Annotated in this window: 8 protein-coding genes; 5 read left to right on the top strand and 3 right to left on the bottom strand. The window is 70.9% G+C overall.

Annotated features, from left to right (window positions below; all coding sequences use genetic code 11):
• Positions 1 to 135: 135 nt before the first annotated feature.
• From MJQ72_RS34175 to MJQ72_RS34160, 4 genes are all read left to right on the top strand, one after another.
• Positions 136 to 549 (top strand): hypothetical protein, encoded by a 414-nt coding sequence (locus tag MJQ72_RS34175; protein WP_240595209.1) that lies wholly within the window; start codon positions 136 to 138, stop codon positions 547 to 549.
• A 286-nt stretch (positions 550 to 835) separates the two neighbouring features.
• Positions 836 to 3,367: a phosphocholine-specific phospholipase C gene (locus tag MJQ72_RS34170; protein WP_240595208.1), complete on the top strand. Its 2,532-nt coding sequence runs from the start codon at positions 836 to 838 to the stop codon at positions 3,365 to 3,367.
• Positions 3,368 to 3,475: 108 nt separating this feature from the next.
• Positions 3,476 to 4,183 carry a hypothetical protein gene (locus tag MJQ72_RS34165; RefSeq protein ID WP_240595207.1) on the top strand — a complete coding sequence of 236 codons (708 nt, stop codon included), beginning with the start codon at positions 3,476 to 3,478 and terminating at the stop codon, positions 4,181 to 4,183.
• Positions 4,183 to 4,557 (top strand): GntR family transcriptional regulator, encoded by a 375-nt coding sequence (locus MJQ72_RS34160; RefSeq protein ID WP_240595206.1) that lies wholly within the window; start codon positions 4,183 to 4,185, stop codon positions 4,555 to 4,557. Before MJQ72_RS34165 ends, MJQ72_RS34160 begins: the two co-directional genes overlap by 1 nt.
• On the opposite strand, the gene MJQ72_RS34155 is transcribed toward MJQ72_RS34160, so the two are convergent.
• A complete protein-coding gene (locus MJQ72_RS34155; protein WP_240595205.1) occupies positions 4,546 to 5,052 on the bottom strand; it encodes a MarR family winged helix-turn-helix transcriptional regulator in 507 nt (168 codons plus the stop codon). The two genes, MJQ72_RS34160 and MJQ72_RS34155, sit on opposite strands and share 12 nt — an antisense overlap.
• Positions 5,053 to 5,145: 93 nt before the next feature.
• Between MJQ72_RS34155 and MJQ72_RS34150 the strand changes: the two genes are divergently transcribed.
• A complete protein-coding gene (locus MJQ72_RS34150) occupies positions 5,146 to 6,051 on the top strand; it encodes an EamA family transporter (protein WP_240595204.1) in 906 nt (301 codons plus the stop codon).
• Here MJQ72_RS34150 and MJQ72_RS34145 read toward each other — a convergent pair.
• Together MJQ72_RS34145 and MJQ72_RS34140 are read right to left on the bottom strand one after the other, a co-directional pair.
• The gene (locus MJQ72_RS34145) at positions 6,020 to 12,316 is read right to left on the bottom strand and encodes a type I polyketide synthase (RefSeq protein WP_240595203.1); all 6,297 of its coding nucleotides are present in this window, start codon (positions 12,314 to 12,316) and stop codon (positions 6,020 to 6,022) included. The two genes, MJQ72_RS34150 and MJQ72_RS34145, sit on opposite strands and share 32 nt — an antisense overlap.
• Before the next feature lie 133 nt (positions 12,317 to 12,449).
• On the bottom strand, positions 12,450 to 13,667 hold the full coding sequence (locus tag MJQ72_RS34140) for a cytochrome P450 (RefSeq protein WP_240595202.1): 1,218 nt from the start codon (positions 13,665 to 13,667) through the stop codon (positions 12,450 to 12,452).
• Positions 13,668 to 13,697: the final 30 nt, after the last annotated feature.

The following is a 13,697-nucleotide window of genomic DNA, read 5'->3' as shown; positions in this document are numbered from 1 at the left end:
CGCATCAGCCACTCCCCCGACTCGTCAGCATGGTCAGTGGGCAGAACGACCCGGAAGTTTCGAACCGCGACCGGTAATTGTGCCAGGCACGGGGTGACTTCACCAGGCCTCGGGCCGGCGACGGGGGAGGGTGTCATGCGCAGTGCGGAAAGTGTCATGGGACGGCCGAAGGATCACCGCCACTCGCCGGTCGAGCAGAATCCGCGGACGCCCAAGGCGTTCGGCCGAAGACCGGCGTTCTTCGCGCCGCATCCGCCGCTGATGTCCGGCGGGTGGTATCAGGGCGACGATCACGAGGTCGTCGGCCCTGGGCGGTATCCGGTTCCCCGTCCGCCGGCCAAATCGGCGAAGGCCGCTCTGCTGTGGGCACTCTTCTTGGGCCCGTTGGGCCTTTGTTACGTGTCACCCGTCGGTGGGCTGATCGCGACGGCGGTCTCGGTCACGGCGATCACCTTCGGCGGCGCCGCGCTGGTGGCCGTGATCTGGCCGGTCGTCGTGGTGCTCTCCTTGGCGGCCTTGTCCGGGCGGCCGGACGACGAGCGGAGATGACGTCCGGCCGGGTTGCCCGGCCGGGTGAACCTGGTGGGGGACGCTCAAGGGGGTGGCCCCCACCAGGGTTTCCGCCTCGTGAGTGGCGAGGACGGTTCTAACCGTCCTCGCCACTCACGAGGTCGCGACCATCCGAAAGTCGCGTCATCTTGCTCCGATCATGCGGCTCCTGGGCGGAACCCTTGAACCGATCCGGCACCTATGTTTCTATCTGCTCGATAGTCGCGCCAAAGGTGCAGTTTCGAACATGGATCGAACGGGTTCAACGCAATTCCTGGAGGGCTCCGTGCGCCGTCGTACCCTGCTGAAGGCCGCTGGTGCGGCTTCCGCCTTCACCTTGCTCCCGGCGAGCGTCCGGCAGGCGCTCGCCGCCGAAGCGCCGACGGGTGGACTCGACGTCATCGAGCACGTCGTGGTGTTCATGCAGGAGAACCGGTCGTTCGACCATTACCTCGGAACGTTGCGCGGCGTGCGGGGGTTCAACGATCCGGCCGCGATCAAGCTCCCGTCGGGGGCGTCGGTCTTCCAGCAACCCGACGGAGCGGGCACTCTGCTCCCGTACGCGATCGACGATCAGTTCATGGCCGACGTCGACCACAGCTGGTCCGGCGGGCACCGGGCGTGGAACAAGGGGCGTCACGACGCGTGGCGCGCGGCCAAGGGCGTCCGGTCGCTGACCTATCACACCCGCTCGGCGCTGCGGTTCTACCACGAACTGGCCGACGCGTTCACCGTCTGCGATGCCTACCACTGCTCGGAAATGGGGCCCACCAACCCGAATCGGCTGTACCTGTTCACCGGCAAACTGGGCTACGAGCCGGACGGCACGACCCGGGCGATCGGCAACGACGCGTGGCAGAACCCCGGGCACACCGGCTACACGTGGAAGACCTACGCCGAGCGCCTTCAGGCCGCGGGCCGCAGCTGGCGCGTCTATCAGGAATGGGACAATTACGGCGACAATTCGCTGGACTATTTCAGCAGCTTCCTCGCCGTCGGTACCAAGGCGCTGTCGAAGGTGAAGGACTCCGCGGGCAAAGCCTTCCCGAAGCTGGAGTACTTCTACTACGCCTTGGATTCCGCTTCGGCCGCCGAGCGCACCCGGCTGCTCGACGGACTGGCGGCCGGCGTGGCTACCCTGACCGCGTCCGAACGCGCGTTGTACGACCGAGGGCTGGCCCGGGTCGCGCCGAAGCACTTGCTGAGCGCCTTCAAGGGAGATGTCGACGCGGGCAGGCTGCCATCGGTGTCGTGGATCGTCGCGCCCGAATCCCAGACCGAACATCCCGCGTGGGGCCCGAACACCGGGGCCGATCTGGTGAAGTCGATCCTCGACACGATCGCGTCGAAACCCGAGGTGTGGAACAAGACGTTGTTCCTGCTGACCTACGACGAGGACGGCGGCTTCTTCGACCACATGCCGCCGCCCGCGCCGCCTGCTTCCGACAACGAGGGCAAGAGTTCCGTCGCCACGACCGACGAATTCGTCTCCGGTGAGCCGATCGGGCTGGGCATTCGGGTGCCCATGTTCGTGGTCTCGCCGTGGAGCCGGGGCGGGAAGGTGTGTTCGGAGGTCTTCGACCACACTTCCGTGCTGCGCTTCCTCGAACAGTGGAGTGGCGTCGCCGAGCCGAACATCTCGCCGTGGCGGCGCACCGTCTGCGGTGACCTGACTTCGGCGCTGGACACCACGTCGCCGAGCGCGACCTATCCGGTGCTGACCAAACCGGTGCCGACGAGCGGTCCGTGGAACACCCAGCCGCAGCCGCCGTCCGTGCAGAAGCTTCCCGTTTCGGAGGCCGGCGTGCGGACCGCGCGCCCCTTGCCCTATCAGCTGACGGCTTCAGGGCGGGTGACCGCCGAACGGTTCTGGATCGACTTCGCCAATACCGGAACGGCGGGCGCGCACTTCTACGTCTACGCCAACGCGTATCGGACTGACGGGCCGTGGCGCTACACCCTCGGCGGGAACGCGACGCTTTCCGACTACTGGCAGGCAGGGTCCCCGGACGGCGCGTACGACCTCACCGCGCACGGCCCCAACGGTTTCGTGCGCCGGTTCGCCGGCAACCGGATCACCGCGACCACCGGCGGCAAGCCGAATCCGGAAGTCGTGCTGCGGCCGGGTTCCGGTGTCGTGTACCTGAAGATGACCAACGCCGGTGCCGTTTGCGAGCTGACCGTGCGGACCGGCAACCGGGGTGGCGGGCCTTGGACGTACACGGTCGCCCAGGGCGCGACGGTCGAAGACTGGTTCAGCACCGAAGGTGGCATGGGCGGCTGGTACGACCTGAGCGTTGCAGGGCCGGACGGCTTCCTGCGCCGCTTCGCGGGTCATGTCGAGACGGGCGCCGAGACCATCAGCGACCCGGTCATGGGCTCCGGGCCGCTCGCCGCCACCGTCCGCTCGGCCGACAGCCAGGAGACGGTGGGGGAGAACGGCGCCGCCGCGAACGCCGTCGACGGGAATCCCGCCACCCATTGGCACACCAAGTGGTCCGGCGGGGAAGACTTGCTGCCGCACGAACTGCAGCTCGATCTGGGGGCCGCCCGAACCGTCACGGGCTTGGCCTACCTGCCACGCCAGGACGGTTCCGACCACGGGCGCGTCGGTGGCTACGAAGTCCACCTGAGCACGGACGGGACGGCCTGGGGGAGTCCCGTCGCCGCGGGTGCTTTCGCGGACGATGCCTCCCGGAAGACGCTGCGGTTCTGGCCTGCCCGGGCGCGTTATGTGCGGTTCCGCGCCCTCACCGAGGCGGGCGGTCGCGGCCCGTGGACGTCGGCGGCGGAAGTCACCCCGCTCGGCTGGACGTGACCCGAACGGGCACTTACGTGAACGGGATCCTGTCCGATCCCGCCTGAACCTGGCGGGGTTGCGACCGTCTTGTATCATAGGCTTGATACAAGACCGAGGAGGCCGATCGTGCCGTTCGACAACGTCGTGGCCGTGGCCCTGATCATGGGCCTGTTCGGTCTGGCGATCCTGGTTCTGCTGTGGCCGGGCGAAAAGCAGGGCAAGAAGGTGCTGCGACGCTGGGGTGTCGAAGATCCTTCGCCGTCCGACGTCGCCGAGGCCGTGCGCTACCTGCGCCGCCGCCGGTTCTGGTATCCGTGGTTGTTCCTCGGGTTGCCGCTGCTGGCCGATCTCGCCGGGATCGGCAACGATGGCGTCTCGCTCTTCCTGGCCACCCTGCTCATCGGCGCGCTGATCGCCGAGGTGCTGGCCCAGCGGCCGCCGAAAGGCGCTCGCCGCGAGGCCGGGCTGGAGCGGCGGGCGGTGCGCGGGCTCGTACCGGACTGGGGCCTGATCCTCTACGCGGTGATCGTCGCGGCCGCGGTGGGCTGGCTCGTGGTCCATCGCTGGTGGGCCTTGCTGGGGGTGGCCGCGGCCGTTTCGGCGGTCACCTGGCTGGTCATCCTGCTCGCCGTGCGCCGACCGTCCACAGGGGACAGTGCGGCCGACGGCGCGTTGCGCGTCCGCAGCGCGCGGGTCGCCGCGGGGCTGGGGCTCGCCGCCACCGTGACGCTGGCGATCCCGGAGGTCACGAACCCGGGCTCGTGGCTGGTGGTCGTCGCCGGGCTCGCCGGCTGGTACCACCTCGCCCACCGCTCGCGCGTCGAAGCCGCCTGATGCCGTTGAAAGTCGTCGTCGACACGGATCTCGGGATCGCGCCGTGGCGGCAGGTGCGGGATCAGCTGATCCGGTTGATCACCACCGGCGCGCTGGCGCCGGGCACCCGGTTGCCGTCCATCCGGCAGCTCGCCAGGGATCTGGCGCTGGCTTCGGGCACGGTGGCTCGGGTCTACCGGGAGCTGGAAGAGAACGGCTGGGTGTACACCGCTCGCGCCAAGGGCACGGTCGTCGCCGACATTGCCGACCGGCCGGGCAAGGCGGCACTCCTGCGGGCGGCGGCGGACGAATACGCGCGTGCCGCCAGGGAGCTCGGCGTCGATCCCGGTGCCGCGCTGGACGCCGCGGCCGCCGCGCTGGAGTCACTCCAGTGACGTGTCGCCGAAGTGTTCGAGCAGCAGCCGCAGGCCGCCGATCAGTTCGGCCCACTGGGCCGGTTCCAGGTCGGGCAGGAGGTCGGCTTCGTTCTCCAGGTGGAGGACGAAGACCTCGTCCACGACCTGGCGTCCCTTGCCGGTCAACCGGATCTTGACCGAGCGGCGGTCGTCGCTGTCGCGCACCCGCTCGACCAGGCCCTTGGTCTCCATGCGGTCGATGCGGTTCGTGATCGCCCCGGACGTGACCATCGCGGCCTTGAGCAGCGCGCCGGGCGTCAGGCCGTCGGCCTCCCCGGACCGGCGGAGCGTGGTGAGCACGTCGAACTCCCACGATTCCAGGTCGTGCTTGGCGTTGAACTCCTTGAGCTTCCGGTCGAGGATCCGGGAAAGCCGCTGAACGCGCCCGATCACCTCGGCGGGCCAGAGCTTGTCTTCGAGGTCCGGCCGCTCGTGTCGCCAAAGCGCGATCACCGCGTCCACCGCGTCGGCCATGACGCCCTCCAATCGTCTCAACATTAAGAGACTTGACATTGACAGAAGTCGCTGGTGTTATCTCAACGTTGAGATTATCAGTGAGGAGACATCATGGCGATCATCGCCGAGCGGCCCGTCGTCCCGGCGGAACCGGCGGCCGCGAAACCGACGCTCCGTGACGCCGCGCTCGCCGCGCTGGCCCCGGCCAGCTGGGGCACCGTGTACGTCGTCACCGCGACCCTGTTGCCCCCGGACCGGCCCTTCCTGGCCGCCACGCTGCGGGCGCTCCCGGCAGGCCTGCTCCTGCTGGCACTGACCAGGCGGCTCCCGCACGGGTCGTGGTGGTGGAAGACGACGGTGCTCGGAATGCTCAACTTCGGCGCCTTCCTGCCGTTGATCTTCTTCGCCGCGTACCGCCTCCCCGGCGGTGTCGCCGCGACCCTCGGCGCCCTCCAGCCCCTGCTGGTGGCGCTGCTCGCGCTCCCGATGCTCCGCGTCCGGACCCCGGTGCCGATCCTGCTCGCCGCGATCGCCGGCGCCGGCGGGGTCGCGCTGCTGACCCTTTCGTCGGAGGCCCGGCTCGATCCGCTCGGTCTGGCCGCCATGCTCGTCGCCGTCGGGCTCATGGCCGTTTCCCTGATCCTGACCAAGAAATGGGGCCGCCCCGGACATCCGCTGGCGATGACCGGCTGGCAGCTGACCCTGGGCGGTGTCGTCCTCGCGCCGGCGACGCTCCTGTTCGAAGGCCTGCCGAGCTCGCTGACGACGGCGAACCTGATCGGCTACGGCTACATCGGCATCGTCACCACCGCGGTGGCCTACCCGCTGTGGTTCCGCGGCATCGACCGGCTCGCCCCGGCGTCGGTCTCGCTGCTGACGCTGACCAACCCGTTGGTCGCCACCGCCGCGGGCTTCCTGGTGCTGGGCCAGACCCTCACCGGCTGGCAGCTCACCGGATTCGCCGTCGCGCTCACCGCGCTGACCCTCAGCCAGACCCTTCGCGCAGGTGCCCGGTGAGTTCGGTGACGGTCGGATGGTCGAAGAGGACGCGGGCGGGGAGTTCGACGCCGGTCAGCTCCCGGAGCCGCGTACGCAGGTCGATGACGGCCAGGGAATCGAGCCCGAGCTCGGTGAACGGCTTGTCCACGGGGATCGTGCCCGGATCGTGGTGGCCGAGCACCTCGGCGAGTTCCACCCGCAGCAGATCGCGCAGTTCCGGCTCCGAGGGCCGATCCGGCCAGCGCCGGTCGGGTGACGGCGGCGCGGGTCTCGCCGCGGGACGGCCGAGCCCGTCGGCGATCGGGGGCAGCCCGGCGGCGGTGGGGTCGAGCCGGGCGGCGATCAGCACCGGTTCGGCGTGCCCCAGCGCGGCGTCGAACAGGGCCATTCCCTCCTCCAGGGTCAGCGCGGCCACCCCGGAGGACTGGATGCGATGCCGCGCCGCGGCTGGGATCTGCGAGCCGAGACCGATTTCCAGATCCCAGAGGCCCCACGCGATCGACGTCGCCGGAAGCCCCTCGGCCCGCCGCCGCACGGCCAACGCGTCGAGGAAGCGGTTCGCCGCGGCGTAGTTCGCCTGCCCCGCGTTGCCGAAAATGCCGGCCAGCGAGGAAAAGAGCACGAAAGCCGACAGCGGGAGATGACGGGTGGCCTCGTGCAGGATCGTCGCGGCGCCGGCCTTCGGGCGGAAGACGGCGTCGATCCCGGCGGTCGTCTGCGCGGTGAAGGCGGCGTCGGCGACGACGGCGGCCGCGTGCACCACGGCGGTCAGCGGCGGATCGCAGGAGTCGACCAGCCGCCGGACGAAGACGGGATCCGCGATGTCGCCGTCGACGATCCGCACGTCGGCGGGCAGCCCGCGAAGCTCGTCCGCACCGGGCGCGGCCGAGCCGCGGCGGCTGACCAGCAGCAGATGCCGGATCCCGTGCGCGGACACGAGATGCCGGGCCAGCGCGCCGCCGAGCGCGCCGGTGCCGCCGGTGATCAGCACCGTCCCGTCCGGATCGAGCGGGCGGCCGGACGCGGGCGCGGTCCGGGCGAGCCGCAACGCGTGCGGTACGCCGTCCCGGATCGACAGCTGGGGTTCGGGGTTGCCGCCGACGAGTTCGCGCACCTTCTCCACCGGGAGCGCGGAGTCGACCACGGTGACCAGGCCGCGGTACTCGCTCGACGCGGCGGCCCCGAGGCCGAAGACGGCGGCCGACGCCGGATCGCCCGCGTCGCGGGTGACGACGACGGTGCGTTCCCCGCGCGGGAGGGTGTCCTGCAGCGCGGTGAGCACGCCCCGGACGTCTTCGGCCTCGATGATCCGGACGTCGTCGGCGCTCGCGGCCGGGACGGGGATCCATCGCGGCGCGTAGAGCATCGTGCTCCCGGCGGGCAGCGGCCGGGTGAGCAGGGATTCCACGACCGCGACGGGCGTTCCGGCCGGATCGAAGAGTTCGACGCGGACTTCGCCGGGGCCGGACCGTACACAGTGGACTCGCGCCCGGCGCGCGACGGGGCCGAACACGTGGACGCCGCTCCAGAAGAACGGCACGCGCGCTTCTTCGCCGGGCGCTCCGGCCAGCGCGAGGGTGTGCACCGCCGCGTCGAGCAGCACGGGATGCAGAGCGAAGCGGCCGTCGACCTCTTCGGGGAGCGCGATGTCGGCGAACAGTTCGTCGCCGTCCGCCCACAGTCCCGTCACCGCGCGGAAGGCGGGACCGTAGTCGAGGGCCGCGTAGGCCCGGTCCAGGTCGACCGGTTCGGTGGCGGGAGGTGGCCACTCGCCCTTCCACGGCTGTGCGAAGACCTCCGTGGTCCCCAGACGGCCGGTGGCGTGCCGAGTCCAGGTGTCGGAATCCTTGGCGTAGATGTCGATCCGGGGCCCGTCCACCACCACTTGGAGCGCGACGTCCTCGGACCGGTCGAGCCGCAGCGGCGCCTCGATCGTCAGCTCGGCCACGTCCGGTCCGCCCGCGTGCACGGCGAGCTCGACGAAAGCACTGGCGGGGAACAAGGTCGCGCCGCCGACGACGTGGTCGGCGAGCCAGCCGTGCGTGCGGACTCCCGCCGAGCCGCCGTGCACGACTCTGGGCGAGTCGGGGGCGACGAGCGCCGGGCCGAGCATCGCGTGGCCCGTGTGGCTCCGCCGCGGTTGCGGGTCGAGCCAGAAACGCTCGCGCTGGAAGGGATACGTCGGCAGTGTGACGCGGCGGGCGCCGCTGCCGCCGAAAACCGATCGCCACGACACGGGCACGCCCGTGGTGTGCAGCTCGCCGACCGCTTCGAGGACACTTCGGCTCGTGTCCATAGTGGACACTGTGGGCAGGATGGCTCCCGCGGCCCTGCTCAGCACGGCGGACGGGCCGATCTCCAGGCAGATGGCGGTTTCCGCCGCGACGACGGTGTCCAGCGCGTCGGCGAACCGGACCGTGTCCCTGGCGTGCCGCACCCAGTACTCCGCGTCGACGCTGGTGATCGCGCGGCCGGTCAGGCCGGAGATCAGGGTGATCTCCGGCGCGCGGTAGGTCAGCCCGGCGGCGACCTCGCGGAACTCGGCGAGCATCGGATCGATCAGCGGCGAATGGAACGCGTGGCTGACGCGCAGCCGCGTGGAACCCGGCCACTGGGCCGCGATCGCTTCGGTCACGCTCCCGGCTCCGGACAGCACGAGGGATCGAGGGCCGTTGATCGCGGCGATCGCCACCTGGTCGGCGAATTCCCCGACCAGCGGGGCGACCTCGGCCTCGGCCGCCCGGACCGCGACCATGACACCGCCCGGCGGCAAAGCGGCCATCAGACGCCCGCGCGCGGCCACCAGGACACCGGCGTCCTCAAGGGAGAGGGCCCCGGCGACGTGCGCCGCGGCGATCTCGCCGATCGAGTGCCCGGCGACGGAACCGGGCCGGATACCCCAGGATTCCAGCAGCCGGTACAGGCCGACTTCGTAGGCGAACAAAGCGGATTGCGCGTGATCCGTCCGGTCGAGCAGCTCCCCGCCCTCGAACGCGACTTCACGGACCCGGCCGCCGAGCGCCTCGCACGCCGCGTCGAACGCCGTGCGGAACACTGGGAACCGCTCCGACAGTTCCTTGCCCATTCCCGCGCGCTGCGCGCCTTGCCCGCTGAACAGGAACGCCGCGGCCGCCGGTCCGCGCACGGTCCAGCCGCGGCGTTCGCCCGTGGCGAGTGCGCGCAGCGCGGTGAGATCGCCGGACGGGACCAGCGCGCGATGCTCCAGCGCGGAACGGGTGGCGAGGGTGAAGGCGACGTCGTCCTCGTCCCGGCCGCCCACGGTCGCCAGCAACCGGGAGGCGGCGGCTCGCACTGCGCCCTCCCCGGCGGCGCTCAACAGCCACGGCGCGCCGAGAGACGCCGGACCTCCGTCCTCGGGCGGCGGCGGTGCTTCCGAGACGAGAACGTGCGCGTTGGTGCCGCCGATCCCGAACGCGGACACCCCGGCGCGCCGGGGTTTCGGACCGGCCCGCCACTCGCGGCCTTCGGCGAGCAGGCGCACGTCGCCCGCGGACCAAGCGACGCGAGGGCTCGGATCGCCGGCGTACAGCGACGGCGGCAAATGCCCGTGCCGCAAGGCTTCCACCATCTTGATCACCCCGGCGACACCCGCCGCGGCCTGCGTGTGCCCGATGTTGGCCTTCACGGAGCCGAGCCACAGCGGCCGGTCACGCTCGTGCCCGTAGGCGGCGATGAGCGCCTCAGCCTCGATCGGATCGCCGATCGGGGTGGCCGTTCCGTGCCCTTCGACCGCGTCGACGTCGGCCGCGGACAGACCGGCGTCGGCCAGCGCGGACGCGATCACCGCGCGCTGGGCCCGCCCGCTCGGCGCCGTCAGCCCGTTCGACGCCCCGTCGGAGTTGACGGCCGAACCGCTGAGCAGTGCCAGCACCGGATGCCCGTTCCGGCGGGCGTCCGACAGCCGCTCCAGGAGGACCACGCCCGCCCCCTCGGCCCAGGCCGTGCCGTCGGCGCCCGCCGCGTAGGAACGGCATCGGCCGTCCGGGGAAAGGCCGCGCTGGCGGCTGAATTCGAGGAAGGTGCGCGGGGAGGACATCACCGTGGCGCCACCGGCCACGGCGAGCGAACACTCCCCGGCACGCAGCGCGCGCACGGCCCAGTGCAGCGCCACCAGGGACGAGGAGCAGGCGGTGTCGACCGTGACCGCCGGGCCGGTCAGCCCGAAGGTGTAGGAGATCCGGCCGGACGCGAGCGCGTGCGAGGACCCGATGCCCAGCCGCCCTTCCATCCGGTGGCCTTCGAACCGGCTGGCGTAGTCCTCGTGCATCACCCCGGCGAAGACCCCGGTGTCGCTTCCGCGCAGTGTGGCGGTGTCGAGACCGGCGCGTTCGAACAGCTCCCACGACGTCTCCAGCAGCAGCCGCTGCTGAGGATCGGTCGAGAGGGCCTCGCGCGGCGACATCCCGAACAGGGCCGGGTCGAAATCCATGGCGTCGTAGACGAATCCGCCGCGGCGGGTGGTGGATCCGCCGATCCGGCCGGGGTCCGGGTCGTACCGGACGGAGTGCTCCCAGCCCCGGTCGGCAGGGAAATCGCCGGTCGCGTCGACGCCGCCGGCCACCAGATTCCACAGCTCCTCGGGCGACGTCACTCCGCCGGGGAACCGGCACGCGGTCGCGACGATGGCGATCGGTTCGCCGCCGCGAACCGGAACGGCCCTCGTCGCGACGGGTCTGCTTTCCCCGGACAGTAGCCGTTCAAGCTCGCCGATGACCGCGGCCGGGGTGGGGAAGTCGTAGACGAGTGCTTGGGGGAGGCCCAATCCGGTCGCCTCGGCCAGCCGGTGCCGCAAGTGCACACCGCCCACCGACGTCAGGCCCAGTTCGGCGAAGGGGCGCCCGCGCCACCGCTCATCGACGTCGCACAGCTCGGCGATCGCCTCGCGCACCAGCGTTTCCACCTCGGGCGGCGGTACGCGCAGTTCCTTCCGCAGCGCTTTCCCCGACGGCGTCCGGGGAAGGCGCCCGACGAGGTGGAAGGCGACCGGAACCTTGAACGGCGAGAGCCGGCGGCGGCACAGGCGGCGCACCTCGTCGAGATCCGGCTCGTCGGAGACGAGGAACGCCACCGGGACCGCGCCGAGGACTTCGTCGGGTCTTCCCGTCACCAGAACGTCTTCGACGCCGGGGACTTCCGCGATGACCGCCTCGATCTCCGTCGGGTGCACGTTCTGGCCGCCGCACACGATGACGTCGTCGGCGCGGCCTTCGAGGATGAGCCGTCCCTCGGCGAGACCGCCGACGTCACCGGTCCGGTACCAGCCGTCCGGCCCCGCGGCGCTCGGGGCGACGCCGGGACCGCGTACCTCGATCTGCCCGCCGGCGACGCGGATCTCCATTCCCGGCACGGGTGTCAGGTGCTCCTCGCCGGGGAGCTGGACGGCGATCTTGCCGCCGGTTTCCGTACTGCCGTAGCCGTCGAGGACCTCGATACCGAACAGTTCCCGTACCGCGGCGCGGGTCGGCGCGGTGCACGGCGAGCCCCCGGACAGGCACAGCCGTGGCGCGGGGAGAACGCCGCGAACCTCCTGGCGCAGGTTCAGAAAGGTCGCCGGGACACCGGCGAGGACGCCGCCGGGGTACGCCGTGAGCGCTCCGCGCAGATCGCGATCGACGATCCTCGTGTGCGTGCCCAACGCGATCGTCCCGGCGAAGGCCAGCGACAACGCGTACGCGTGATGCAACGGAAGCGGCCACAGAACCGTGTCGTCGGCGGAGATCCCGTACATCGGGCCGTAGCAGGCCGCCGCCGACCAGAGGATCGCGCGCTGCGTCGTCAGCACGCCTTTCGGGCGGCCCGTCGTGCCGGAGGTGTAGAGCAGCCACGCGGGTTCGTCGAGACCGAGATCGTCGCGCGGCTCGCCCCGCGGGGGCGACGGCTCGTCCTCGACGAACACCACTCGCGTCCGGAGCTCACGTACCAGCGGTGCGTGCCTGGCTTCCGTGATCAGCAGGCCTGAGCCGGAATCCTCCACGACGCGGGCGAGCTCGGCCGCCGTCGAGCGTGTGCTCACCGGAACCCCGACCCCGCCCGCCCGCAGGACGGCCAGGCTGTACTCGGCGAATTCGACGCGGCCGCCGACGTGCAGCACCACCCGTTCGCCGCGGGCGATCCCGAGCCCCGCCGCCAAGCGGCCGCTCGACTCCAGCAGTTCCCCGAAGGTCAGGGTCCGGTGCTCGTCGGTGAACGCCGGCCGAGCGGACGGCTGTTCGCGTAACAAGGTCACCAACGGGCGCAGAAGCCCGCCGCGGATCTCGGTCATCACCCGAAGGTATCGCCGAGCCGCTCCCCGCGGTGACGGCGTTGTTGCCCGATCGTGCACTTTCCGCCGCCGGATCGCGCATCGGCTCGTGAGTGGCAAGGACGGTTCTAACCGTCCTTGCCACTCACGAGGACTATTTCGTCCAGGTGACCGGAAGCTCGTGGACGCCGTAGATGTTCATGTCGGTCTTGAGCTTGACCTCGCCGGCGGGCACGGCGAGCGCGAGATCCGGGAATCGGCGCAGCAATCCCTCGAAACCCGCGCGCATCTCGATCCGCGCCAGTTGCTGGCCGAGGCACTGGTGGATGCCGTGCCCGAAGGACAACAGGCCGCGGGCGTTGCGGTGCAGATCCAGGGCGTCGGGGTTCTCGAACCGCCGCGGATCACGGTTCGCGGCCAGCAGCGAGATGACGACGGTCGACCCCGCGGGGATCGTTTCGCCGCCGAGCTCCAGATCTTCCGTGGCGTAGCGGTAGAAGATGTCGGCGACGGACAGGTAGCGAAGCAGCTCTTCGACGGCGCTGGGCAGCAGTGCCGCGTCGGCGCGCAGTTCGGCCAGCTGCTCGGGGTGTTCCAGAAGCGCGAAGGTGCCCAGCGCCAGCATGTTCGCGGTGGTTTCGTGGCCGGCGAACAGCAGCAGGAACGCGGCGCCCGCCAGCTCCTCGATGGTGAGGTCTTCGTGGCGGCCGAGGTCGGACAGGATGTCGTCGCCGGGCGTCTCGCGTTTGCGGGTGACCAGTTCGGTGAGGAACGTGTTCATCCCGATGAACGCGGCCATCTTCTCCTCCAGCGTCTGGTCCCTGACCATGAGCTGCGCGGAGTTGGCCTGGAAGTTCTCACGGTCCTCGTAGGGCACGCCGAGCAGCTCGCAGATCACCAGCGACGGCACCGGCAGCGCGAACTCCTTGACCAGGTCGATCGGCGGAGTCAGGTTCGCCATCGCGTCCAGTCGCCGCTCGGTGATCTCGACGATGTGCTCTTCGAGCTGCTTCATCCGCTTCACGGTGAAGGCGCCGGTGAGCCGCTTCCGCAGCCTGCCGTGGTCCGGCGGGTCCATGGCGACGAACATGCCCGGCATCGGCGGGGACGGCTCGGTGGGGGCAGGCATCCCCGGCGTCTCGTACGGCACGTGCAGGATGCCGATGTCCTGGCGCGAGCTGAACCGGGTGTCGGCCATCATCTGCCGCGCCTCGTCGTAACCGGTGACGAGCCAGCCCTCGTGACCGTCGGGGAAGATCATGGGACTCACCGGGCGGGCCTCGCGCAGCCGGGTGATCTCGCGGGGCGGGTCGAAGGGCCCCGCGTCGCGCTCCATCGGGAGGCCCTGCGGGACGGGAACCGTCTGAGTCATCGCGTCGCCTTTCGTGGTGGTTGTGCCGGC

The organism is Amycolatopsis sp. EV170708-02-1 (assembly GCF_022479115.1).
Taxonomy (GTDB): Bacteria; Actinomycetota; Actinomycetes; order Mycobacteriales; family Pseudonocardiaceae; genus Amycolatopsis.
Note: the sequence above shows the minus strand (reverse complement) of the source record. Positions and strands in the feature narration are given on the sequence as shown.